The organism is Halalkalibacter okhensis (genome assembly GCF_000787375.1).
In the GTDB taxonomy this organism is placed as follows: domain Bacteria; phylum Bacillota; class Bacilli; order Bacillales; family Bacillaceae_D; genus Halalkalibacter; species Halalkalibacter okhensis.
Map to the genome: position 1 here is coordinate 16186 of NZ_JRJU01000023.1, position 24400 is coordinate 40585.

General features: G+C 41.2%; 20 protein-coding genes. 6 read left to right on the forward strand and 14 right to left on the reverse strand.

The features are described 5' to 3' along the window. Positions 1-102: 102 nt before the first annotated feature. Positions 103-2523: a S8 family serine peptidase gene (locus LQ50_RS15880; RefSeq protein ID WP_034631261.1), complete on the reverse strand. Its 2421-nt coding sequence runs from the start codon at positions 2521-2523 to the stop codon at positions 103-105. 406 nt (positions 2524-2929) lie between these two features. Beyond that, positions 2930-4528 (reverse strand): hypothetical protein, encoded by a 1599-nt coding sequence (locus LQ50_RS15885; RefSeq protein WP_034631195.1) that lies wholly within the window; start codon positions 4526-4528, stop codon positions 2930-2932. 208 nt (positions 4529-4736) lie between these two features. Between LQ50_RS15885 and LQ50_RS15890 the strand changes: the two genes are divergently transcribed. Continuing rightward, the gene (locus tag LQ50_RS15890) at positions 4737-4922 is read left to right on the forward strand and encodes a hypothetical protein (protein WP_034631196.1); all 186 of its coding nucleotides are present in this window, start codon (positions 4737-4739) and stop codon (positions 4920-4922) included. 56 nt (positions 4923-4978) lie between these two features. Here the strand turns inward: LQ50_RS15890 and LQ50_RS15895 are convergent, their stop codons facing one another. Further along, positions 4979-5545: a hypothetical protein gene (locus tag LQ50_RS15895; RefSeq protein WP_034631198.1), complete on the reverse strand. Its 567-nt coding sequence runs from the start codon at positions 5543-5545 to the stop codon at positions 4979-4981. A gap of 134 nt (positions 5546-5679) precedes the next feature. On the opposite strand from LQ50_RS15895, the gene LQ50_RS15900 reads away from it, so the two are divergent. Next, positions 5680-5859, forward strand: a complete 180-nt coding sequence (locus tag LQ50_RS15900) for an H-type small acid-soluble spore protein (protein WP_034631200.1) — start codon at positions 5680-5682, stop codon at positions 5857-5859. Between the two features lie 703 nt (positions 5860-6562). Here LQ50_RS15900 and LQ50_RS25490 read toward each other — a convergent pair. Next, entirely contained in the window at positions 6563-6724 is a 162-nt protein-coding gene (locus LQ50_RS25490) for a hypothetical protein (protein WP_161784693.1), read from the reverse strand. Beyond that, positions 6684-7679 (reverse strand): cell wall-binding repeat-containing protein, encoded by a 996-nt coding sequence (locus tag LQ50_RS15905; protein WP_052144807.1) that lies wholly within the window; start codon positions 7677-7679, stop codon positions 6684-6686. Before LQ50_RS15905 ends, LQ50_RS25490 begins: the two co-directional genes overlap by 41 nt. A 446-nt stretch (positions 7680-8125) precedes the next feature. On the opposite strand from LQ50_RS15905, the gene LQ50_RS15910 reads away from it, so the two are divergent. Further along, a complete protein-coding gene (locus LQ50_RS15910) occupies positions 8126-10126 on the forward strand; it encodes an acyltransferase family protein (RefSeq protein ID WP_034631202.1) in 2001 nt (666 codons plus the stop codon). A 46-nt stretch (positions 10127-10172) separates the two neighbouring features. Here LQ50_RS15910 and LQ50_RS15915 read toward each other — a convergent pair whose 3' ends face one another. The 9 genes from LQ50_RS15915 to LQ50_RS15955 form a co-directional block, all read right to left on the reverse strand. Next, positions 10173-10457 (reverse strand): hypothetical protein, encoded by a 285-nt coding sequence (locus LQ50_RS15915; protein WP_034631204.1) that lies wholly within the window; start codon positions 10455-10457, stop codon positions 10173-10175. Between the two features lie 155 nt (positions 10458-10612). Next, the gene (locus LQ50_RS15920) at positions 10613-12559 is read right to left on the reverse strand and encodes an FtsX-like permease family protein (RefSeq protein WP_034631206.1); all 1947 of its coding nucleotides are present in this window, start codon (positions 12557-12559) and stop codon (positions 10613-10615) included. After that, positions 12549-13310 carry an ABC transporter ATP-binding protein gene (locus tag LQ50_RS15925; protein WP_034631207.1) on the reverse strand — a complete coding sequence of 254 codons (762 nt, stop codon included), beginning with the start codon at positions 13308-13310 and terminating at the stop codon, positions 12549-12551. The genes LQ50_RS15920 and LQ50_RS15925 overlap by 11 nt, the downstream gene beginning before the upstream one ends. 106 nt (positions 13311-13416) lie before the next feature. Then, positions 13417-14421: a sensor histidine kinase gene (locus LQ50_RS15930; RefSeq protein WP_034631208.1), complete on the reverse strand. Its 1005-nt coding sequence runs from the start codon at positions 14419-14421 to the stop codon at positions 13417-13419. Next, a complete protein-coding gene (locus LQ50_RS15935; protein ID WP_034631210.1) occupies positions 14418-15107 on the reverse strand; it encodes a response regulator transcription factor in 690 nt (229 codons plus the stop codon). Before LQ50_RS15935 ends, LQ50_RS15930 begins: the two co-directional genes overlap by 4 nt. 115 nt (positions 15108-15222) lie before the next feature. Further along, on the reverse strand, positions 15223-17745 hold the full coding sequence (locus LQ50_RS15940; protein ID WP_034631211.1) for an EAL domain-containing protein: 2523 nt from the start codon (positions 17743-17745) through the stop codon (positions 15223-15225). Positions 17746-17892: 147 nt separating this feature from the next. Then, a complete protein-coding gene (locus LQ50_RS15945) occupies positions 17893-18672 on the reverse strand; it encodes an alpha/beta fold hydrolase (RefSeq protein WP_070808152.1) in 780 nt (259 codons plus the stop codon). A 270-nt stretch (positions 18673-18942) separates the two neighbouring features. Beyond that, positions 18943-19152 (reverse strand): KOW motif-containing protein, encoded by a 210-nt coding sequence (locus LQ50_RS15950; RefSeq protein ID WP_034631212.1) that lies wholly within the window; start codon positions 19150-19152, stop codon positions 18943-18945. A gap of 285 nt (positions 19153-19437) precedes the next feature. Then, positions 19438-20181, reverse strand: a complete 744-nt coding sequence (locus LQ50_RS15955) for a sulfite exporter TauE/SafE family protein (protein ID WP_052144808.1) — start codon at positions 20179-20181, stop codon at positions 19438-19440. A 405-nt stretch (positions 20182-20586) separates the two neighbouring features. Between LQ50_RS15955 and LQ50_RS15960 the strand changes: the two genes are divergently transcribed. From LQ50_RS15960 to LQ50_RS15970, 3 genes are all read left to right on the forward strand, one after another. After that, positions 20587-21075 (forward strand): hypothetical protein, encoded by a 489-nt coding sequence (locus LQ50_RS15960; protein WP_052144809.1) that lies wholly within the window; start codon positions 20587-20589, stop codon positions 21073-21075. Between the two features lie 350 nt (positions 21076-21425). After that, positions 21426-23144, forward strand: a complete 1719-nt coding sequence (locus tag LQ50_RS15965; protein ID WP_237563729.1) for a WG repeat-containing protein — start codon at positions 21426-21428, stop codon at positions 23142-23144. A 486-nt stretch (positions 23145-23630) separates the two neighbouring features. Then, entirely contained in the window at positions 23631-24149 is a 519-nt protein-coding gene (locus LQ50_RS15970) for an AAA family ATPase (protein WP_034631214.1), read from the forward strand. The last annotated feature ends 251 nt before the right edge of the window (positions 24150-24400 follow it).

The following is a 24400-nucleotide window of genomic DNA, read 5'->3' on the forward strand; positions in this document are numbered from 1 at the left end:
GCCAATCACTCGCCGCACTCCTTAAGATAGTGCAATCGACTGAAAAAACACCCTACGCGAAGAGGCACGTAAGTCCGGGCTTCCACTTAGGGTGTTCCTCTATTACTCTTTTGTTACTAAATAAGCTTGGTAGTTTGTCACTCCATCTTGTTCAACATACACAGCGAGAACATAGTCACCTTCAGGCAATTGTGTCCCACTTGCTTCACCGTTCCATGAAAATTCATGAATGGGTGCTGAAACATTTGCAAATTCACCAATGGTGCCTAGTGGAAGTCCAATCGTTCCATCCGAGTTGAACTCGTATAAATCATAAGCAAGCACTTCCGCTCCGCCTGGTAAATAAGAACCGACAGAATATGTGCCTTCAGACTCTTTTTCAAGGAACGCCCCCGTCACACGCGGATAATCAGGCTCACCGACAAACAAAATTGTTGGCACATCGATGGTTGCTGTTCCATCACTCACTTGAATCGTTCCTTCATAATATCCAGGATCCAATTTTGATGCATCCACCTGAACATTGAACCTAACATTTTGAGTTTTACCAGCTTGTACATTTAAGTTATTGCTTGTCATGACTTTAATGCCTTGTGGATTGCCAGCAAACTCCACATCAAAGCTGTAACGTTTTCGTTCATTTGATAGATTCTTAATCGTAAAGCTTGTCCCTTCCACTTGTTTGCCTTTGCTTTTGACAAACTTACCAAATGAATGACTGCCAGAAGTAACAAGTGTTTTCGTTTCAATTGCATCTAATACACGAATGCTACCCGCACCTTGAGTATTGTGTGGATACACTTCGCCTGTTGCTGGATTGATTAAGTCTTCAGCAGTATTCATTAACGCTGCTTTTATTTCTTCTACGCTCCAGTTCGGATTTGCTTCTAACACTAAGGCCGCAGCCCCCGCTACATGCGGTGCAGCCATGCTTGTTCCTTGCATCGCGCTATATCCATGTGGACTGTCTGGATTATGTGTTGGAACTGTACTTGTAATGTTGACACCAGGTGCAGAAACATCCGGCTTAATCATCCAAGTTGATAAAACAGGTCCACGAGATGAAAAGTCCGCGATCGTCTCTCCGACTTCACCGATAAGCTCAATATCAAATGATACCGTATTGTTACCTGCCTCTAATTCAGCTAGAAGCGCTTGTCCATCCGCTTGCGTCGTCTTAATCGTCGGAATAGCCATTCCTGGCACATCTGGTTGTTCACCACTCACATTATTATAAATTATCGCCCCAACAGCACCCGCATTTTTCGCATTCGTCGCTTTATCTACAAATGCGTACTCCCCGCGGCTGATTAACGCAATTTTCCCGTCAACATCGACACCTTCAAAATCAGATTCAGCGCCAAGTCCAACGTGAACAAATTCATACTCTCCTTCATTTAACGCAAGCAGCTCTTCTTCACTCGGAAAGCCCATCACGTTGGCAGAAGGATAGTCCACCCCACCAGGAGTTGTGATTTTTGCAGAGAAAACATTATACGGCAAGCGACTTGCTCCGACAGAAATGGCCTCACGCGACGTTCCTGGTGAACCAACTGTCCAGTTATTCGGCCCGCTATTTCCATTTGAAGTGACCGCAACCACTCCCTCAGCCATTGCCCAATCTAACGCAATACTCGTTGCAAAATCTGGAGAGTTCAATGTATTCCCTAAAGATAAATTCATCACATCCGCGCCATCTTGAACCGCACGCTCTATTCCAGCGACAACATTTTCAGTCGTTCCGCTTCCACCCGGTCCAAGAACTCGATACGCTAATAAACTTGCCTCCGGAGCTACCCCTTTAATCTCCCCATTTGCCGCGACCGTTCCCGCTACATGAGTCCCATGATTCGTTGAACCTCCACGTGGGTCACCTGTTGGCGTTTCTTGCGGATCGTCATCATTATCAACAAAATCCCAGCCTTTGTACTCACCAAAAGCGTGTTCTAAATCTGGATGCGTATAATCAGTACCTGTATCAATCACCGCTACCGTAATACCTTCACCCGTGTAGCCAGCATCCCATGCGAGATCCGATCCAATAAAAGGTGCACTTTCCACCATGTTCGGATTAAACACTTCTGGGTCGACTTCCACAGAATCAACCGTATATTCCACATTTGGATACACTGCTTTGACACCAGGAATCGTCGCCAATTCAGCTACTCGATTTCCTGGAAGCTCCACAGAAAACCCAGAAAATACATGCTCGTATTCACGATTCACCTTGGCATTTTTCACTTTATCCTTAACCGCATCAACTACCTTGTTACGCTCAGAAGCTAATTTTGATTTCGATTGGCTTTTGCCTTTTTGCTTCGCTTCAACAATGCTTTCCTCTTCTAATTCAACAATAACAGTCGTCGGGGCAGGAGATGCTAAGTTAATCTCTCCAAACAACTCCCCTGTCGGAAGCTCTCTTGACTCTGATTTTGAGTTCGCAAAAGCCCCCATGCTAAAAGTAGATAATAATAAAACAATTGCTAAAAAACTAATTAGTAATTTTGAACTTTTTCTAAACAACGCTACAAACACCCTCTCTTCATCTTTTTGCCGTACAATTCTTCTAACCTATTGGTACACCTCCTGAGTTTAGAAGAGTTAGAATATTTTTTAAATATATTACTATACTCTAAATACTAGAGTTTTTAGCTATCTCCTTCTGGACTATCGAACGATTAATAAAGGCACTAATTTAGGTATTAATACGGTTTATAAAAGTTTAAATTTCGTCTACCGAAGTATTTTTTGGAAAATACAGTTCTTTTTACTCAGTTCAAAACGGAATATCAGCTCGCCTCAAAGTAGTTCTTTTTACCCACGTTATTCATTAAGTCACAATAAATACGCTTGGAAATACACCCAAGCGTATCATTGTCGATTGCTTACTCGATACTCTTTCCTTTAAAAAATACTGTTTTGTGTACTATCACTTGCCAAATTCAATTTCATGTTCATCTAATAACCTGATTACTTCTTTTGGCAATGAAACGCCTTTATTTACTAAGTAATTAGCCTTGGATTGCGCAAGCATTTCTATTGTATGAATCCGACTGTCATCAACTTCTTTCCATAACTGCAGTGAAATCAGTAAATCCGTCAAGGTTAAGATCGGGTAATCCTCTCCTTGAAAACTATGGTCGGGATTAATCTGGTACCATGTGTCTCCTTGATCATTCAACCACTGATCCCCAAGTTCATCGATGCCATTTTGAATGAAAGTGGCAGCTTGTAAGTATTTTTCTTCATCAGTATCAACGTACGTTTGCAGTAACAGGTTCATTCCACCGAGGACATGATTTAAGGAACTATGAGTGACCGCTGTATCCTGATAATAGGTGAAATAATCACTTATCAAATAGGCATCTGGAGCCACCTTTACTACTTGCTCTGCTTCAATTTGCTTCACTAAAAAGTCAGCATAATCAATGATAGCCGTGCGCAACTCTGGAATATCAAATATTTTTCCTACTTCTTCTAAATAGAGGGCGACCTTTTCATTATGCCTTGTATCGATATAGGGCGCCTCAATGCCATACCGCCGATTCAACCAGTGGTTCGTATATTCCGTTTCCCAATAATCCTTCCCGTCTTTAAAAATGGTTAAATTCGCAAGCGAGTTTAACATGATATTACGAAAATACCGTTCTTCTGTTTCTTTGTACCTTGTTAAAGCTTCATCTTCTCTCACAATCAATAGGTTCCTAGCATATTGCAACTTAGATGCTGGTGCCGGCTCTGCCGATTTCCCTACTTTTTTATATGGCCCCTCTGCTGTGTACCAGTTGTTATGCTTTCTTTTTTTATTATGGTAAATCTTAGCCCATTCAGTGAAGGAATCCTCTGAATCAAATAACCGCTCTTTCGAAAACACCAGCCAATGATCTAAAATATCCTCTCCCTTTGACCTCATATCCATCTTAAATAACAGTTCATCTTCCTTAGAATCGATATCAAAGTTTTGGTTCTCTGATAAAAATTCTCTCATCACACTTTTTCGCCCATCCTCATAATTGTCCGTAATTTTGCGAGAGTGGTATTGTTTGCCGATCATGACATTTGAGGAAAACTCATTTTCTTTATACGTTGTTAAAAGACCAAACGGATGGGTTGTTAAATCAACATGAATCGCATCATTAAACCTTGGTCCAGTTATAAATTGATCAAGGCTTTGCAACGAATAATAGCCCGTATCAGCGACAGGAATAGAAAAGGATAGTTCAACCGCTTGATCACTCTGATTATCCAGTGTGGTAAAAATAAAGTGATCATCACGATCGATCATGCGCTTTGTTACGGTAAGGTAGGATGCTGGTTTTGTTTTAATCTCATATGTATACACGATGTCTTTCACCAAATTGTAATAAGTACTTTCAGCTGTATCAATCAATTCGATACCATGTCCCGTTTCTTCTTCGATGTTGATCGGTAATGTTTGATCTTTTTTTGCAAATACTTGTGTATGACTTAAGTTAGTCGATAACATAATCACAAGTATGATCAAAAGCATTCGTTTCTGTTTCCGCACTGCACACACACCTTTTCTTTCTATTTATACATACTTAGTTAAACCAACTTGTACCATTTTATGCAAAAAAGAATCCGTTCATTGACAGCTTGCTGTCGTTACTTCGAGCTAAATTTGTCGCAAAAAACTATGAATGCCTCAACAAACTTCGAGTCCTTTCCCTTCAAACATTTGATACAGTTACAAAAAGCACATTGAGGTGATGAGCATGCATTTTGAGAACTTGCTTGATATTGTGTTAGGAAAAAGAGAAGTGTTATCGATTATTGAGTGTCCCGTCTGCGAATTAGAAGAAATTTATTATAAAGATCCTGCTACCAACAAACAAACGGGCCGAGCTTGTTCCCACTGTAACTTTGTCCAAAAATTTGATTTCGATTCTGTTAAATCTTAAAAAATAAGCCCTAAGCTACCGTTTTCTTCTGCTTAGGGCTATTCTTTCTCTGCATCTTAATCAACGACACGAATCGTATGGTTTTTCGCTAATTTCTGGGCCTGTTGTTTGATCTGCCTTGCTTTTCGTTCTCCCACTTTTTCATCTACGGTTAATTCGACCACCTGTCCACGTACTCGCGCCTCTTGTACTCCATCTATTTCTAAAATTCGAGCCGTTTGCAATGTCTGATTATGCTGGACATCATAAGCTCCATCTATATGATTTTTTTCTGCCAATACGCCACTTCCGCCTTGTTGCGTTCTCTCTTGTCTATGCCCTTCGATACCAAAGAATCCACCAGCTCGTCCTTGACCAAAGTCTGTACCGAACCCTCTAGACCGGTCCTCACCCACTTCAACTTCTCCTGGTGAATGTCTTTGTCCGGTAAAAAATCCACCATCATGATCGACGCGACCACCCAAATCATTACGAGTTCCAATTCCCGGGCTATCGTTTATTCCTAATGTACCTTGTCGATGTTCTGTTTCGTACGGATGTGTTGCTTGATTATCAACTCCACAGCCAGTAAGACCACTAACTAACATCGTTGCTGCTACAACTGACATCGTAATTTTTTTCATCTTGGAGTCCTCCTCTCTTTATTAAAATGGCTTAGTGAGAACTCCTTTACACTGTTAGTTCTTGGTTACTCAGATGAATAACGGTTTATTTATCGGAGAAGCTATGAGTGACAAATTCAAAAGGAGTGTTTTTCATGGACGCAAAGCGCGCGCAAGAAATTTCATCAGCAACACAAATGGCTAATGTTTCTTACAACGGGCAGGCCGTATATATTGAGCATGTCGATCAAGGGACTGGACAAGCAACCATTCATCCGCTTGATAACCCAACAAGCAAGCAAAGCGTTTCTGTCACGGACTTAAACGAACAGTAAGAGGTGTAGGCTAGGGGGATGGATTTTGAATTGGTTTAGGCGGATGTTCTCTCTGGGGGGCCTCGGTTTCGGGATCCATCCTCTCTCTTTGGCTAACCGTTCTCTTCGCGGTTCCTTGGTTTCGGGCTCCATCACACCTCTTTGGCTACCGATCTCTTCGGGGGGCCTCGGTTTCGGGGGCCATCACATCTCTTTGGCTACCGTTCTCTTCGCAGTTCCTTGGTTTCGGGATCCATCCCCTCTCTTTGGCTACCGTTCTCTTCGCAGTTCCTCGGTTTCGCGATCCATCACACCTCTTTGGCTACCGTTCTCTTCGCGATTCCTTGGTTTCGGGATCCATCACACCTCTTTGGCTACCGTTCTCTTCGCGATTCCTCGGTTTCGCGATCCATCACACCTCTTTGGCTACCGTTCTCTTCAGGGTTCTTCGGTTTCGGGATCCATCACACCTCTTTGGCTACCGTTCTCTTCGCGATTCCTTGGTTTCGGGATCCATCCCACCTCTTTGGCTACCGTTCTCTTCGCGATTCCTTGGTTTCGGGATCCATCACACCTCTTTGGCTACCGTTCTCTTCGCGGTTCTCGGTTTCGGGATCCATCACACCTCTTTGGCTGCCGTTCTTTCCTCAGGATCCAAAGCAAACCAAACACAAAAAAGCCATCCCTTCCCCATTAAGGAAAGGAATAGCCGCCGTAATAAGAATTATTTGCCACCTTCTAAAGTAGACTCATCCTCATCGTTTTCTTCTTCATCTGTAGATTCTTCTGTTGATTCATCATCTTCTTCGTCCGTTGACTCTTCAACATCTTCTTCTGTTGATTCTTCAGTATTTTTCTTCTTCTGTTGATTCTTCAGCGTTCTCATCTTCAGTTGCTTCTTCTTCAGATGTGAAACCTTCAAAAATCGCTAATACGTCTTCGCTAATGGCTACTGTTCCACCTAGAATGTTAAAGCTTGTAAACTGCTCAGCTAATTCGCTAATTACCGCTGGCACACGGTCGCTACGAGTTAATAAAATAGAAGCGTCGTTTTTCGCCGCTAATACAGAACCAGTTAATGCATCTGCAAAGTTTGTTCCAGTTGCTACATAAGCTGCTTCTTGTTCAGTTGTGAACTCGTCGACAATGGCTTTGTTCGTTTCATAACGGTCAACGCCACCTAAACGTCTTGCATCAGTTAGTGCTTCTTCAATTGCATTGTTTACTGCAGCTGTTCCACCAATAATGTATTGCTTTGTGCTGCTTTCAAGTGCTTCTTCTGCTGCAGCAGATAAACGATCAGAACGAGTTAATAAGATTGGGTATCCGTTCTTTGCTGCTTCTGGTGCTACTGCAAGAGCATCTGGGAAATCCAATCCGTTTGCTAATACTACTGTTTCAGAAACAGGAAGTTGCTCTGCAATAAGAGCTGCTGTCTCATAACGTGTTTCGCCACCAATACGCTCTACACTTAAACCAAGAGCCTCTAATTCTTCTGTAACCGTGTTTGAGATCGCACCTTCTCCACCAAGAATAACAACTTCTGTTGCATCTAATCTAGCAATCTCATACAAAGTTGAAGAAGGAATCACTTCTTGACGCGTTAATAATACCGGTGCATCAAGATGATAAGCTAAAGGACCTCCTGCTAATGCATCTGGAAACTCATCTCCTCTTGCAAGTACAACAACATTAGAAGACTCCCATCCATCCTTTGAAATCTCAACAGCTGTCGAATAGCGATCAGAACCACTAATTCTCTCAGTAGCCCCAACACTCATAGGCAAAGTAAAAATTACCGCTGCCGCAAGTCCTGATAAAACCATACTTTTTAGTTTCATACTCTATTCCCCTTTTCCTAGTAATAAATATTAGTAGAATTTCCTAAATTTTCTTCTACTCTATCTATTATAAATACAGAAGAATCCTGTTGTAAATTGGAAAACCCTAAAAATATTAGTCGAAATTAGTAATATTATGTAAACGAAGATGAAGAGAAGCTAGGAATTCTGTCGAAACTCCACTATTTACTGTCTAAACCACATCATTTGCTGTCCAATAACCGCATTATTCAGTCCAAACCGATCAATTTGCTGTCGCAAGGTCCGCTTCGCCAAAATATGGAAAGAACTAACCCGAGTTGATAAAGTACTTCAGCCATTATAGAATAGATTAGTCAAAACTCGACAAGTACACTCGTATTCCTATGAGAGATTAAGATAAATACGCCGCAAGGCACAATTTCTAGTAGGGTGAGATTTAGATTAATGCATTGGAGATGTATACGATGACTGATTTACGAGCACCAGAAAAGCGATTCCGCCCCGAGATTGAAGGGGTGCGAGCGGTTGCTGCGCTTCTGGTCGCAATCTATCATATTTGGTTAGGCTCTGTTTCCGGAGGAGTCGACGTGTTTTTTATTGTTTCTGGATATTTGATTACCACTACTTTGTTATCAAAAATGGAGCGAGAAGGAAAGGTTAATATATTGGAATATTTCTTAGGGCTTGTACGAAGATTGTTTCCGATTGCCTTTGCTGTTCTATTCGTTTCCACTTTGTTATCAATCCTGCTTATGCCGCAAACGCAGTGGAAGCAAATTATTTCTGAAATCTTTGCTTCTGTATCTTATTTTCAAAATTGGCAGCTGGCGTTCAGCTCGGTCGATTACTTAGCTCAAAATAATGAAGCGAGTCCCTTTCAGCATTTCTGGGCTTTGTCGATACAAGGGCAATTTTATTTAACTTGGCCGCTTATTATTTTGTTAGCTTATGCTCTGGCGATAAAGGTATTTAAAACGCCGATTCGAAAAACTCTTTTAGCTGTGCTGAGTGTCATTTTCGTCGCATCCATCAGTTATTCTATTTATATGACGGCCGTGAATCAACCTTGGGCCTATTTTGACACGTTTGCCCGTGCTTGGGAATTCAGCTTAGGTGGAATGTTAGCTCTATTGATTCCGTATTTAGCCTTTACGAAATCAGTCAGCCTTGTATTAGGCTGGGTGGGGCTTGCGATCATTTCTTTCACTGGCCTTCTTTTACCTGTATCAACTGTGTTTCCAGGTTATGCAGCTCTCTTGCCAACATCAGGCGTGATCTTAGTCATCATTGCGGCTGAGACGGGGAACCGCTTTGGTGTAGAAAAACTGTTAGGGTCTAAGCCATTTCTATACTTTGGGAGTATTTCTTATGGATTTTATTTATGGCACTGGCCTCTCCTTATTTTCTATTTCGCCTACTTTAGGACGGATAGCGTAACGGTTCTAGGAGGTCTGGCGATTTTATTAATAACGTTCGTTCTATCTGTGATATCGGTGAAATTTGTCGAAGCACCGATCCGGACCATTAATGTAAGACAATCAAAAATGCTTTTAGCTAGCCGGTTGGTTCCTTTAATTCTGCCAGTCATTTTCGTTACCGCTTCGTGGGGGCTTTATGTAAACCACACGCAAGCGAGCTTATTTGAACCCGATTTAGTGGAAGATTACCCGGGGGCACGAGCGATATTAGACAATGTCCTACCAACTCAGGACATCGATCCGATCCCAGCGCCTGTTCATGCAAAAGATCACTTGCCTGCTTTTTACGAGGATTCGGATTGCTTTTCTCATTTTAATGATCCGAAAGTGGCGACATGTTCATTAGGGGAGACAGAGAATCCGGATTACACCATTGCCTTAGTTGGTGGCTCACATTCTGGACATTGGTTCCCAGCTTTAGAGGAAATGTCTGAACGGTTGAACTTGCAAATTGATGTCTACAATAAAGACGCATGTCGTTTTTCAGATGAGGACTTTAACGGAAAGTTACACGAGTCATGTATGGTGTGGAATGAAGACATTATTGAGCCACTCACTTCTGATCCACCAGATCTCGTCTTTACAACAGCCAATGTCAACCGTGGCGATACGGTGCCTCAAGGCTATATTAATCAATGGAAGAAACTTGAAGGCATTACCCATGTCTTTGCCGTTCGTGATAACCCACGAATGCAAAAAGACACGCCATTTTGTGTAGAAGCAGAAGAGGATCCTCTGTCCTGCTCCGTCCCTAGGGAGGAGGCCTTATCTGAGGCAATCCCTTGGGAAAACACAGATGGAATTCCAGACAATGTGACCTTTGCTGATTTATCTGATTATTTTTGTGATGATACAACCTGTCATGCTGTCATTGGGAACGTGATTGTCTACCGTGACTTGCATCATATAACGACTTTATACTCTCAAACCCTCGGCCCCGTTTTGGAAGAATACATTGCCGACAAGTTGGAGAACTTAGAGTCATAGAACTTTGGCTGAATGGAACGTTCCATTCAGCCAGCTTTCTGTCAACTTACTCCCCAACCTTCATCAACCACTCACGCAGCTTTGCTTTTGGGTAGTACACCTTATGATTGATCATCAGATGAGGAATACTCGGATGCTCTTCAATCAACTTCTTAGCATCATCCTTAGAGATCCCCATAAAATAATGAACGTCACCTTGTTTAATTAATTCATGCTCATCCCCTTCGTCTAACGTATCCAAAATGTTTTTCGCTCCAGGGTTATTCATATTTTTCAACCCATCGCCAATTAAATAACCAGCGATTACGATACTAAGGGCTAACCAAATCATCGCATTCCCTCCATACAACGTTTATCTTTCTACTCATCTATTATATGAATAGGATACCTTTCCACTGAATCTTTTTCCACTATTTGTATTTGGACTCATACAAAAAAAACGAGCGTCCTCCCCGGATGCACTCGTTTTTTTTTAAAACAACTTCTTTACAACGCCTCTTTTATAACTCTCTTATAATAAAGCACAGACAAAATCCCAAACACAGAATACAATGCCGTGTAAAAACCCATCACTAACAGCATCGGAGTCCATACTTCCATCCCAAAAATGAACCAGCCTGATTGCACAGCAAAATAGCTATGGGAAAGACCGACAATAAGAGGGATACCAAAGGTAAATAACTGCTTCATTTGGATGCCCTTCATGAGATCATGCTGAGTAAAGCCAAGCTTGCGCAATATGGTATAGTTCGGCTTTTCCTCCTCGCTCTCATCCATCTGTTTGAAATACAAAATACAACCAGATGTGATCAGAAACGTTAAACCAAGGAAACCAACAATAAACATAAGCAAGCCCATGTTTTGCTTATGAGTGTTCAACTCATCAAGCTGAGATTCGTGGCGATAATCTCCACTGAAATTAAGATCGTTGTACAGGTCATTGGCTTGCTGATGCTCGCTTGCCTCTGTAATGTCAATTCCAACATAGGTTGACATCTCGTATTGAAGCTCAGGATCAAGGTCAGCCAAAAGACGATCATAGACCGACTGATCGACAATCGCAACAGGTAATCCGCCGCCGGTGAAGAACCAAGGTAAAATCGATTCATCGTTTAACCCTACATACGATTGCGGAATGGATTCTGTTAAACCATGCAATTCAATGTCTCCCGCATCCTTTAGTGGCATGATGCTTTCTAATATATTACTATAGCCTGAAAAGACCGTTTCCTCGCTTGATAAATCGACGCCTTCCACATCTATGTCACGAACAACCGGTAACGTCATCTCGCTAGGATCGACATACAGGGCTTCGATGTTCGTATCAACGATCGTTTCTACATCCATTCGAACTTGAATGACATCCAAGACCGTTTCGTCATATGCAATTCCATGACGGTCTAAGGTGGCTTTCAACGTATCGGCCTCCTCAGCATGGCTAAAAGCAAAATGAGACGGAACGCTATTTTCTGCCATCTGTTCCGCTGAGTAATAAGAAATATAACTTAGTGAAAGCAGTCCAATAGCCAGAGCGGATACGGTAGTAATAATCGTTAACAACAAGGAATTGGTTTTCATTTTAAACATAATGCTTGATAGTGACAGCACTTCTTGAACCGTTAAATACCCACCTTTTTGTTTGCGAATAAGATTTCCAATAAAGCTAATCGAGCTTCGATAAAACAAATACGTCCCAACAATAACAGTGGCAAGAATCAGAAGCATCGCCGCAAATAAATTGGGAATCTCTCCACTAAACAGCTTCTGTGAGAGCACGTAGCCAAATACAATCAGACCGATGCCGACAGCCCCCATTGTCATCTGAAGTAGCGAAACCTTCCTTCTTTTTGTTGCTTGTGTTTCCGTTGAAGACGTAGCACGGAAAAGCGAGAGAATCGTCTGTCTTTTAATATAAAAGGCATTCATTGCTATAATGAGTAGATAAATCCCCCCAAACACGAGCAATGTTTGACCAAGTGCCTCTTCTGAGAATCTGAGAGTCGCCTCTGCCTCCACTCCTGTTATTTTCAAGAAAATAAGCATAATCAATCGTGAAAACGCAAAGCCTGCAAAAATTCCGATCACCAAGGAACTGACATATAAAATGAAATTTTCCGTACTTAATATCCGAACAATTTTCCCCTTTGTCATGCCAATCAATTGAAACAAGGCAATTTCCTTGCTTCGCCTTTTAATAAAAATATTGTTGGCATATAACAGAAACACCGCAACAATCACAACAAGCAAGACAGAGGCTACACCTATAGCTGCAGCTCCCCTCATCGTGCCTCCCGTCTCCTCAATGGCAGGATCATATTGCAAAGTCACAAACGCAAAGTAAAGAGCGACGGTGAAAACAAGCGCAAAAACGTATAGATAGTAATGCTTTACGTTCTTTTTTAAATTTTGAAGAATGAGCTGCTTAATGGTCATGCTGCACCCCACTTAAGACGCCCTGTGTTTTCATAATGTCTTGGAAAAATGCCTTTCTTGTTTCATCGCCTTTGTTCAATTGCGTATAAATTTGGCCATCTTTAATAAAAATGACACGGCTGCAATAGCTTGCGGCTAACGGATCATGGGTGACCATAGCAATCGTTACATTTCGACTTTGATTTAAATGACTCAATTTTTGTAACAAATCAGCAGCCGACTTCGAATCAAGAGCTCCTGTTGGTTCATCAGCAAAGATCATACTCGGCTCGTGGATAAACGCGCGCGCTGCCGATGTTCGTTGCTTTTGTCCACCGGATATTTCATTTGGATATTTATCTTTCACCTCAGTAATGCCAAGCTCTGCTGCAAGTTCCTTAAAGCGCTGATCGGCTTCCTTTCTAGAAACCTTCTGCACCGTAAGCGGTAAGAGAATGTTCTCTTTAACGGTTAACGTGTCAAGCAGGTTATACTCTTGAAAGATGAAGCCAAGATGACTTTTTCGAAATTGTGCAAGCTGCTTTTCTTTCATTCTCGTAATATCATTGCCTTCAATTTTGATCGTCCCTTGACTCGCTTTGTCAATCGAGGACAGCACGTTCAACAACGTCGTTTTACCAGAGCCTGATGCCCCCATAATCCCGACGAATTCTCCTTGTTCAATCGATAAATCAACACCTTGTAAAACGACCTGCCTATTAAATTTATTTCCATAACTCTTTTGAAGTTTGCTTGCTTCTAAAATTGCCATCGAATCACTCCTTCTGTTCATCACTTTGATGACTTCATCTTAACCAAATTTCCTCCTTGTTTCCTTCGTTTCACCGAACAAATAACAAAAACATGTGACATTTTTGTCACATGTTTGAAAGATCAATGAAGGCATTTGATTTAGGAAAAAGCAGTGTAACAGTCGTTCCCTTTCCAACCGTGGAATGCACATCGATCTTAATCAGCAGCTGCTTGGCGATTTTCTTGACCAAATATAACCCCATGCCAGTTGCCGCATGGTCACGGTGCTTCAAAGTTGAAGTAAAGCCTTTCTCGAAAATGCGAGGAAGATCTTTCGGATCAATGCCGCACCCTGAATCTTCAATCGTGACCAACGTTTGATTCTCTCGTTTTGTCGATGTGATGACTATATCAGATGCCTCACTGTATTTGACTGCGTTTGAGAGCAGCTGTCTTATTAAAAAAGCAAGCCACTTCGCATCACTTAACACTTCATCTACCTCAAGCTCGACGTCAAACCCAATCCCCTTTTGAATGCACCAAGACTGCAGCGTCTTAATTTCCTCAAATAAAATTTGTTCTAGAGACGTCTTTTCAATGTAGAGGTCATTCTCCATCACGGGCAGGCGTTTTTGATGGAGCTGTTGATCAAGCAACAAATGAATGCGCAGCCACTCGTACGTAAGGCGACCTTTTAACTCTTCATCCTGCACTCGATCAATCATTAACTTCATCGCGGTTAATGGGGTTTTCACCTCATGAATCCATGCTAAAAGCTCGTCTTTTTCTTCCGCCACTTGTTGTTGGTTTTGCGTGAGCTCCAGCTTCAGCTGTTCAATTTGTCTGGTCATATGATGTTCAACAATTTCCTCAAACGGGCTGTTTGGACTAGCGACCGAACTCACATCTAACTCCGTATCACGTTCGTCAAGGCTTTTAAAAAAAAGCGTTTCTTTCTGATAGCGAGCGAGCAAAAAGACAATAAAGATAAGGACCGACAAAAGATTGCCATACAACATCGACTGAACTGACATCGCAGGATCAACATACGCAATAAATAAAAGCAGGATTTGCAAGCAAAGAAAAAGCACAATCCAGCTTCTTCTTTCTTTTATGTAAATTCTCTTCATAGCGAGACCTCGTCTGTAGCGATATACCCTTGCCCTACCTTTGTTTCGATGAAATTCCCTAAACCAAGCTCTTCTAATTTTTTCCGTAAACGATTAACGTTCACGGTTAACGTATTGTCACTAATGAACCGCTTATCATCCCATAAGCTGCGGATCAATTGTTCCCGACTGACTATTTTATTTTTTTGTTCAATTAACTGCTTCAAGATAAATAATTCATTTTTCGTTAAATCAATCGTTTTTCCCTTAAATGTGACGGTGTTCTTTTCATAGTCGACCGTTGCACCGCGCCATGCTTTCAACTCAACACGCTCTGTGTTGTAGTTGTATACGCGGCGAAGAATGGCTTGCACCTTGGCGACAAGCACATCAAAGTGAAAAGGCTTTTGGATAAAATCATCGGCACCAAGTTGCATCGACATCACCATATCTGTTGGATGATCGCGCGAAGACAAGAATACAATCGGGACATTGGAATGATTGCGGATCATACGACACCAGTGAAACCCATCAAATTTCGGAAGTTGAATATCAATAATGACAAGATCTGGCTTACATTGTACGAATTCCTCAAAAACAGAATTAAACTCTGTCACTCCATAAACCTCATATGACCATTGCGACAACCGTTCACGAATCTCGTTAAACAAAGTAGCATCATCTTCAATTAAAAGTAGTTTAAACAACAGCCTCACCTCTTATGAATTCACGCCCATTATACCACTATTTGTAAGTAAACGTGAAAAAGCGCCTGCCCTTAAATGAGGGAACAGACGCTTTCAGGAGTTTATTTGCATTCACTTACCTCAGCAAACTCTCCAACTCTTTTGCACAAACTGGCTTGCTATACAAATAACCTTGCATGAAATGGCAGCCATGTTGTAACAAGAACTCTTTCTGATATTCTTCCTCTACGCCTTCTGCGATTACTTTTAAGCGTAAGCTTCGGGCGAGGTTAATGACCGCTTCGGATATTTCTGAATTGCTAAAGTCCTCACGTATATCTGAGATAAACGATCGGTCAATTTTCAAGCAGTTAATCGGTAATTTTTTCAAATAGCTTAACGACGAATACCCCGTTCCGAAATCATCAATGGAAATCGCAATTCCGTATTGTTGCAAGTCCTCAAGCGCTTTAATGGTTTCTGTTGTGTTAAATAACAACGTACTTTCTGTAATTTCTACTTCAAATAGCTCTGGTGCCAACTGACATTCAGCGAGGATCTCCTTCACTTGGCTGATCAAGGAGCACGGATCTTGAAATTGTTTCGCCGAAAAGTTAACCGCAAGACTTAATGGTTTCTCTCGTCCTTCATTCCATTTGCTGACCTGATAGCAAGCCTTCTTCATTGCGATCTTCCATAAAGAATGAATCAGCCCAGTATCTTCGGCAACTTTGATAAATTTATCTGGCGGGACAAAACCAAGCTCCCCATCTGTCCATCTAAGTAAAGCCTCTACTCCTGTCATTTGATTGGTCCGAGCATCGATTTTCGGTTGGTAATAGACGTTAATTTCTTCATCGGCAATCGCCTTTTTCAGACGAGCTTCTATCCGAAGCTGCTCATTTTTTTCAATACTGATTTGTTCATCATATAAAATTGCTTTGTTACCAGCTGTTTTCTTCGCTGCGTACATCGCGCCATCGGCATTGATTAATAGAGCTTCAATGTTTTTTGTATGTTCAGGATAAAGACTAATGCCACAGCTTGCACTCACGATTACTTCATTTCCACCTAGCAAATATGGTTCATTAATGGCCGCTACAATGTTATCAGCAACCACTTGAACTTCTTCTTTTTCCAGCTTACTAAGTAAAATGACAAATTCATCTCCACCTTGTCTTGTTAGCACACTCTTTCCAGTAGAGAGATGGTTTTGAATTCGAGCTGAAATCAGTTGAATGAGTTGATCGCCATTGGCATGCCCTAACGTATCATTCACATTTTTAAAGCGATCAATATCAATAAATAAGACTGCGACTGTTTCTCCAGTTTTTTTCGCAACTCCAATCCGCTGAGTGAGCTCTTCTTGAAAATACCTTCTGTTCAACAAACCAGTAAGAGGATCATGGTATGCTTGAAATTGGATCACTTCTTGGCTTTGTTTTAAATCATGAACATAGGTCTTCAAGGAATTCGAGAGAGCATTTACATTCTGCGCAAGATTACCCAGTTCATCTTTTCGTTTCAACTCAATATTTCCACCAAAATTCCCTTGAGCAATCTCATTTACCTTCTCATCAATATAACCAATCGGTTTTGTAATCGAACGAGAAAAGAAAAAGCTAGTTAGTAACACAACGATGATAAACGGGATTGACAATAGAAAATGCTGCCAAAACTCACTTTCTAGCTCATTTTGAAACAAACTATGATCATATGTTACACCGATCACATATCGATCATTTGCACCCGTACCAATCGGAACGAACGTTTTGGAAACAAGTTGCCCATTGATTTCTTCCACGTAATTTTGTGTATCACCCGTTGCACTTGCTGCTTGAACGAGGTCTACATCGACCGCTTGGTTTTGATATTCATAAGTTCCGTACCAAATCGGCTGATCCACGATCCGAATAAAATCGTTGAATTCAAGATACAACATATCTGTCTCTTTCCCGAAAGTTTCCGGATTAAAAACAGACAATTCAAGCACACCATCGAGATTATCCTTAAACCGTTCCATAATACGATCTGGCCCAAAACGTTTCTCATACTCTAAGACGGCACTATCCCGAAGGTAAGGATTAATAATATAGTCGGTTGACCCATCATGATAATAGCCCCATTTATCGGTATGATCCGGATTACTAGCCGCTACTTCAATTGGACCTGTCCAATACTCTGGAAGAGCTAACCCTTCTTCCACAGTGACAGGCTCTAGTGCAAATAACTGCCTGAACGCATCGTACCAAAACAACCACTGGTTTGTGGATAAACCAATCTCATGCGGATCAGACGATTTCACACCAACGATATCATCTTCCGTTTCTGCTAATAACGTAATATGAGAAATCATCAACTCATCAGCCAAATCAGCCAACTGTTCATTCGTTACATCTTCATAGTTGGCAGGCAACGCATTTCGAATCGCAATCGAAGCGGTTCGCAATTCTTTCCCCATAAGATCTTCTACATATAGCGCGCCACTTTTTGCATTTTCTACTTGATGTGATATTTCCTGAGTAATTAACTCAATTTCTCTTTCATTGAACTCAATGACCTTTTCTTTTGAACGCATAAAGTGTAACGAGCTATGCGCAATTAAAATACATAAGACCAATAGCGTAAAAATGAAAGGTAATTTCTTTTTGATTGACACCTATGCGCCTCCTCTGACTACGATGAAAAAAGCCTCTACGAAGGGAGATCCAAGGCCACTGAAAAAGGTCATGTTCTTCTCCTTTTTCAGTGGCCTTTACTTCCTCGAATTTACTAAAATAGACTTTTTTAGTGGACTCGGGAACTCCTATGCAGAGGTTGGGTTTTCCACGTATTTTACTTTGTTCCCCGCCAATCCTGTTTGAAAGTAATACCCTGTTAGAAATGACTCAAATAAAGCCATGAACTGTTCATGTTCATGAATATGTGCCACATGTCCAGCATTTTTTATCTCTTCATAGTGCACATGAGGAAGCCATTTCTTCATCTCAATCAGCGTGCTTTTATAAAGTTCATCATATTCGCCCATCACCCACAGAACCGGCATGTGTAATCGAAGCAGTGCCGCTTTTGAATCAAATTCCAATTGCAGACGAATGGATTTCTCTAACCCATCGGGATCAACTTGCAGGGCATATTTATAAAAAATAGATTCTGAGTCTTCTCGTATGAATGAACAATTTGGATTTAACATTTTTGCGTATTTAGCTAGCCAAACCTGATGCTCATACTGACTTTTCTGCTCAACCAATCGAGTAAGCCTTTCGTTAAATGGCGAACGAACTCTGCAACAATATCCCCCGACAAATGTCATACTAGAAACCATTTGAGGATATGTGCAAGCAAAGGCCTGAGCAATAATACTACCGAAACTTAAGGCGCAAATATGAGCTTGTCTAATGCTATATTTAACAAATATTTGGTAAAGCTGTTCGATGAACACATCTAAGGAAGGCATGACACCTCGAAGATCATAGATGTCATAAGAGATACATTGATAGCGTTCTTGCAACACGTCCATTTCCCTCTTAAATGTATTCTTATTTCCGACAATCCCATGCAAAAAAATAATCGTTTCTTTTTTCATCTCGAAACCTCTTATTATTTTAGTCATAGAAATCATTATACAAATATATTAATTGCATTCATTCTTTTTATTATATTTCCTTCAGGTCTAACTAGCAAAGTGAAACTTATGGAAGAAGAGCCTAATAATCCTTAATGGACCACAACGCATTTTGAAAAGTGGGAAATGTGGGGCCGAGCGCGGATTGTCCAACGCTCGCTTAAGTTTGATGGACTATGTGAAGAAACCATAAGGGGATTATCTTTTTACCGGAACTGATGAATAGAAAAATTACCCTGTAATTTTCTTGTAACTATCATGTTTCACGACCGTTCGCAGGTTGCTTCCGTCCTGTTGCGTAATCGCATCAAAATTAACGGCAATCGTATTATTATAAACGTTGATCACCGTCGCCTTCTCCCCTTTGTATTCCCCTTTTGTCACTTCCACCCGATCATCAATTTGTATATTTATTTCAGGCTTTTCTGCTACATCTGACATGAAAACAACTCCTTTTGAACAAAATAACTACTGTTATAAGCATTTGATGTTTGGGTTGGATTTATTAAATAAAAAAGCTGGGAAATGATGTGCACTGAAAAAGGTACGATTTCACCTTTTTCAGTGGCCTTGTGATTTCCCGTTTTTCGGTGCCTTTCTTATCCTGGCACATATGCTTATTTGAAGCTTGCTGTCCAAACTCCGCTATTTGCTGGCGGGAATCAGACTTATTCTGTCCAAACTTGGACATTTGCTGTCCGAACTGAGCCTCATTCTGTCCAAACTCTAAAGAAGAGCAGTCACCATCAAATTGGCAGCGGCGATTGCCACAACAATAGCGGCGATCTTCTTAATATTTTGCTGAGAAAGCTTGGCGAATAACGCAACTCCAAGACGCGAGCCAATCAATACACTCACAAGACCAACAGCGAAATACCCTAAAAACCCAAGCGAAAAATCACCATTCACCCCATGCAGCGTCACGGTCATTACGGCGGTTGCAACAAAAGTCACCTGAAGATTGGCGCTATAGGAATACTTGTTATGATGAAAAAGCAAAAGAAAATAAAACACAAAAAACGGCCCACCAACAGCAAACACTCCGCCAATGAGACCACCAGCTAATCCTAAAACGATGGGAAGCCACGTTCCATTTACTTTCGTATCGGGCTTCGGAGGCTTGCTTTTAAACAAATACACAACAACACAAATTAAAAACACACCAAGGAACACTTGCAAAATATCAAGCTCCCCAAAATGATGCAAAATAAAAAAGCCACCAACACGCCCAACTAACGCAGCCGACAAAATCACAACAAGCGACCGCCACTCTATATGTTTAAACAATTGCCAAGCAATACTCACTGACAACACAAGCGCGAGCGACACAACCAGAAGCGTACTTTCTTTTACCGTAAACATCAAAGGCAAAAAGCTCATAGCAATCAACCCAAAGCCAAAGCCACTCACCCCTTGAATAAAACTCCCAAACAATAGGATCAAAAATATAATTGCTAACTCTAAGATCATTACGTAGCGAACCTTTCATTAGTAAAGTAGCTTGCTGAAACAAGCCATGTTTTATTATAACAGAGCCTGTCAGTTATCACAGATGACTTGCTTAGGAAGCTCGGAGGAACGTTCTTAGCACATATATAGTTCAAACCCTGGCCTATTTTAAATCGCCTTCCTTCGTTATAACTCCATTTACCTTCAACAACTCTCTACAAATTTAGACAATCTTAAAAATCCTCTGAGTCATACTGCTAAACAGCCTGATAACCATTTTCAAATATCTTCCATCATTCAACTTGTAAAACAAAGTCGATATATGTAAAACGATTACAAAAGGGGATTGGCTGATTTTGTAGAAGTGAGAGGTATCAAAGAACGGAAAAATCGACATGGACTATTAAAAAACGGAAGGTGAATGATATGCTAAAAATGTTCAAAATCTTCAAAACTTCTTATAGCAAAGAGCAGGATCTGTGCGAACGCAAGCTTGTAAGGATAATGAAACGTTTAAATGTGGCCTATTTCGATTACAATTGGGATCGCACCAGTTGTTATATTGAATTCCGATATCATGAAACCTTGTACAAAATGGAGCACTCATCTGACAAAGCCACGGGAACCGCTGTGGCAGAATTAAAAAGTGGGCTCGATTGTTTAATTGAATTAGTGGATACGCTTGAGGATCTTTGCATCATTATTGACCGAGGAACCTATAAGCTCGAAACATGGCTATCCGGCATGAAAAAGACCGCTTTAGTCGAAGAGAAACCTGAGTCCTTAGAGAAAGCACAAATCAAACATAAGCTATCCGGAAAACAAAAACACGATGAATTTGCCCTCGTTGCCTCCGAATCATCACTAGTCGACTTTGACCGAAACAAAGTCGTCCACCGCACTAAAAGCAAATAAAAGAGACGCCTCAAAGCAATTCATGCTTCGAGGCGTTTTGTTTTTAATCTATCTGTGTTGTTCATGCAGTTGGTATTTTTGATACATCTCTTTGTATCCGATTGTTTTAAAGTGCATCACTTCATAATACGTTAGCTCGGATGACTTCGTTTGGTTTATGAACCAGGATCTTAGATTGGTTAACAGAACCATCAAACCCCTCCCCCTTTTTACAGGATATTCTGACTTAAGGAAAAGGATCACTCTTTTTCTCTGATCATGCGCAAAATCCTCCGTCTCCTAGGCTCAAGCACCCCCGCCTCCCACTAGCCATATACTACCGATATACAAACAACCAACGGAGTGAATCAATGATGAGAACAACACCAACTGCCTCCCGCTTACTCCCTGCCTACATCCATACGAAAGACGGAAAAAAATGGGGCTATATTAACATCAACGGTCAATTTATCATCGAACCTCAATTTGATGAGGCCAATGAGTTTCAAATGAACGGACTGGCGATCGTTAGCCTAAACAATCAATATGGCTTACTTGATCAGACGGGACAGTTTTTTATCCCTCCTATTTATGATTCAATTTTGCCTTTTACAGATGGTCGTGCTATCATCACCGATCATGAAGGCTATAAAGTTATAAACGAAGGAGGTCATGTCCTAACAAAAAAAGCATACGAACTCATTATGCCTTATGTAAACCAACGTGCTGTGTTCGCTGATACTAGTAACAATCAATATCGTTACGGCTATTTAGACGAGCTTGGTAAGGAACGAATTCCAGCTCAATTTGAAATCGCTTATGATTTTAAAGACGGCAAAGCACTCGTGAAAATAAAAGAAAATGAATTTGCTCTTATCCAACTAAGCGGCGAGGTCGCTCACAGCTTCCCTTATGCCTCAATGATGGGCTATAGCGAAGGACTGATTGCATTCAGTCAGGCTTTTGGAGACAAATGGGGCTATGTAGATGAACAAGGCAAGGTCGTGATTCCCCCTCAATATACGTACGCATCACCATTTAAAGATGGCAGAGCCGTCATCAACCTGTCTGAGGGGATCGATAACCAATACGGACTCATTGATAAAAACGCGACCTTGCTTCTTTCCCCTATCTATAACGATATGATTTCATTAGGGGAACAACGAGTCGCCATTGGAAAGGCTCGTGACGACAAGCAGCCGTTTGTTGGTTCAACATACGGGATTGCTACAACAGCCGGGGGGATTTTGACTGATTTTCTTTATGATTCTGTAGGAGAATACCAAGACGGATTAAGCCCTGTAACTGCCGGACAGTACACGTTTTTCATTGACCTAAGCGGAAGACGCGCCCAAACACTCCCCGTTATTTCAGGTGTCGGAACGGTTAGGTTAATCGACGATCGTATCGAAGCGAATGTTGATCACAGTTTGTCCTACTACAACCGAGCAGGACAAATCATCTATCAACCGAATACGAGCTATCCATTAAATGACCAATACCGCATTCATATTGAAAAATATCAACCAAATAAGGATTATCTCGTCTATTATCCGCGAATCGAAGGAATGACAAACACCGAAGCCGAAAAGCAGGTAAATGACGAGCTCCAACAAAAATCAAAAGTCGTCCCTGTACCTCCTACTCAAATAGACTATGAATATGTCGGTAATTTCTCCGTCTCCTTTTTTCAAAAAAGTCTACTCATCCTCAAACTAGAAGGCTATGACTACCGATTTGGTGCTGCTCACGGAATGCCCTATCAAGTCCATGTCCCGATTGATTTAAACACAGGTACAATCTACGAGCTCAAAGACCTTTTTAAACAAGACAGCCACTATGTAAAAGTAATCAGCGAGTCCATCGAGAAACAAATTCAAAAAGATCCACAATCCTACTTTCCTGACCAATACAAAGGCATCCAACCTGACCAACCCTTTTATATCGACAACGATTCTCTTTTCATTTATTTTGAACCCTATGAAATTGCCGCCTATGCAGTAGGGTTCCCAACATTTATGATTCCTTTTACGGAAATCATGGCCATCATTGATGTGGATGGGGCGTTTTGGAGGGCGTTTAGAGGATAGTCAATATGGGGAGTGAACCATATTCCCATTCTTTAATTGCAAAAGGAGGCATTCAATCTTGCAGGATATAATCGCGGCTCCTAAAAAAGAAATCATTCATTCAGTAAATTCCAAAAGAAGAACCACCCCATGGTCCACTTAACGGGTTTACTTCAGAAGTGCAAACAAGCCATTCGCAAGCAGAATCACACGCAATTTCACAGCAGAAATCACATGTGATTTCTGCTGTGAAATTGCGTGTTTTATTGTTAAACATACAGAAAATTACACAGGAATTCGCACACCTATTCACATAGGTGGAAATAAATATTCCTTCTTGTGATTTTGATGTGATTTGCTATGAGAATTCTAACGTGAAAGAGAAGGATATGGATATTTATGTTAAAATAAAAGAAAGCAATGTACTTAAACAAACGGGCAGTTTAGCGACAGATAGACATATCTAATATAGTGTGCTTATCTAATTGAATGGAGGGTCTAATAATTATGGGTATTAGGAATTATCTGGTTGAAGGCGTTTCCGGCACAGGCAAAACTACGGTCTGCAACGAATTGCAGCGGCGCGGTTACCATGCCATTCATGGTGACCGTGAATTAGCTTATCAAGGCGATCCGGAAACTGGTACACCAATGGATAGCGCTACGCACGAGAACCACATTTGGCACATAGATAAAGTAAAAGCTTTGGTCGCCAACCAGGATGAGGCGGTCACATTTTTCTGCGGTGGTTCGCGGAATTTCCCCAAATTCATCAATCTCTTCGACGGCGTGTTTGTCCTTGAGGTCGACCTGGAAACCTGTCTCCGGCGGATTGATGAGCGAGTGACACTGGACCCAACTGACTGGGGTGGAAGACCAGAGGAACGGGAAATCATTTCGCGCTTGCATCAAACCAAAGAAGGCATTCCCAAAAACGGGATTATAATCGATGCCACCGCACCGATCGATCAAGTCGTTGACGAGATCATCCGTCAAAGCGAAGAAAATAAAAGCCAACGACAGTAAACTCATGGTTGCGATAGCCCAATACAACCGGTGCATCTGGGTACGAATTTTATTTCAGACGATGTTAAATTACGTATGAAATACACTAGATATTTTTAGTATATTGGCACTGATTTTAGGGGTAGGGTATCTGACTTAGTGACGAATATATGCCTATCAAGATACCAAAAATCAAAAAAATGAAAAATCCGTACTTAAACTCCCTCAGTTAGATTCTATTTATTAAAGGGAGCGTTAGTGAAAAAAACAAA

Bases quoted from the DNA above. Each gene is read 5' to 3' on its own strand.
- LQ50_RS15920 (WP_034631206.1), bottom strand. From the start codon at position 12,559: ATGACCATTAAGCAGCTCATTCTTCAAAATTTAAAAAAGAACGTAAAG.
- LQ50_RS15900 (WP_034631200.1), top strand. From the start codon at position 5,680: ATGGACGCAAAGCGCGCGCAAGAAATTTCATCAGCAACACAAATGGCT.
- LQ50_RS15915 (WP_034631204.1), bottom strand. From the start codon at position 10,457: ATGATTTGGTTAGCCCTTAGTATCGTAATCGCTGGTTATTTAATTGGC.
- LQ50_RS15970 (WP_034631214.1), top strand. From the start codon at position 23,631: ATGGGTATTAGGAATTATCTGGTTGAAGGCGTTTCCGGCACAGGCAAA.
- LQ50_RS15965 (WP_237563729.1), top strand. From the start codon at position 21,426: ATGATGAGAACAACACCAACTGCCTCCCGCTTACTCCCTGCCTACATC.
- LQ50_RS15955 (WP_052144808.1), bottom strand. From the start codon at position 20,181: ATGATCTTAGAGTTAGCAATTATATTTTTGATCCTATTGTTTGGGAGT.
- LQ50_RS15925 (WP_034631207.1), bottom strand. From the start codon at position 13,310: ATGGCAATTTTAGAAGCAAGCAAACTTCAAAAGAGTTATGGAAATAAA.
- LQ50_RS15895 (WP_034631198.1), bottom strand. From the start codon at position 5,545: ATGAAAAAAATTACGATGTCAGTTGTAGCAGCAACGATGTTAGTTAGT.
- LQ50_RS15930 (WP_034631208.1), bottom strand. From the start codon at position 14,421: ATGAAGAGAATTTACATAAAAGAAAGAAGAAGCTGGATTGTGCTTTTT.
- LQ50_RS15945 (WP_070808152.1), bottom strand. From the start codon at position 18,672: ATGAAAAAAGAAACGATTATTTTTTTGCATGGGATTGTCGGAAATAAG.
- LQ50_RS25490 (WP_161784693.1), bottom strand. From the start codon at position 6,724: ATGAGAACGCTGAAGAATCAACAGAAGAAGAAAAATACTGAAGAATCA.
- LQ50_RS15905 (WP_052144807.1), bottom strand. From the start codon at position 7,679: ATGAAACTAAAAAGTATGGTTTTATCAGGACTTGCGGCAGCGGTAATT.
- LQ50_RS15890 (WP_034631196.1), top strand. From the start codon at position 4,737: ATGCATTTTGAGAACTTGCTTGATATTGTGTTAGGAAAAAGAGAAGTG.
- LQ50_RS15960 (WP_052144809.1), top strand. From the start codon at position 20,587: ATGCTAAAAATGTTCAAAATCTTCAAAACTTCTTATAGCAAAGAGCAG.
- LQ50_RS15950 (WP_034631212.1), bottom strand. From the start codon at position 19,152: ATGTCAGATGTAGCAGAAAAGCCTGAAATAAATATACAAATTGATGAT.
- LQ50_RS15910 (WP_034631202.1), top strand. From the start codon at position 8,126: ATGACTGATTTACGAGCACCAGAAAAGCGATTCCGCCCCGAGATTGAA.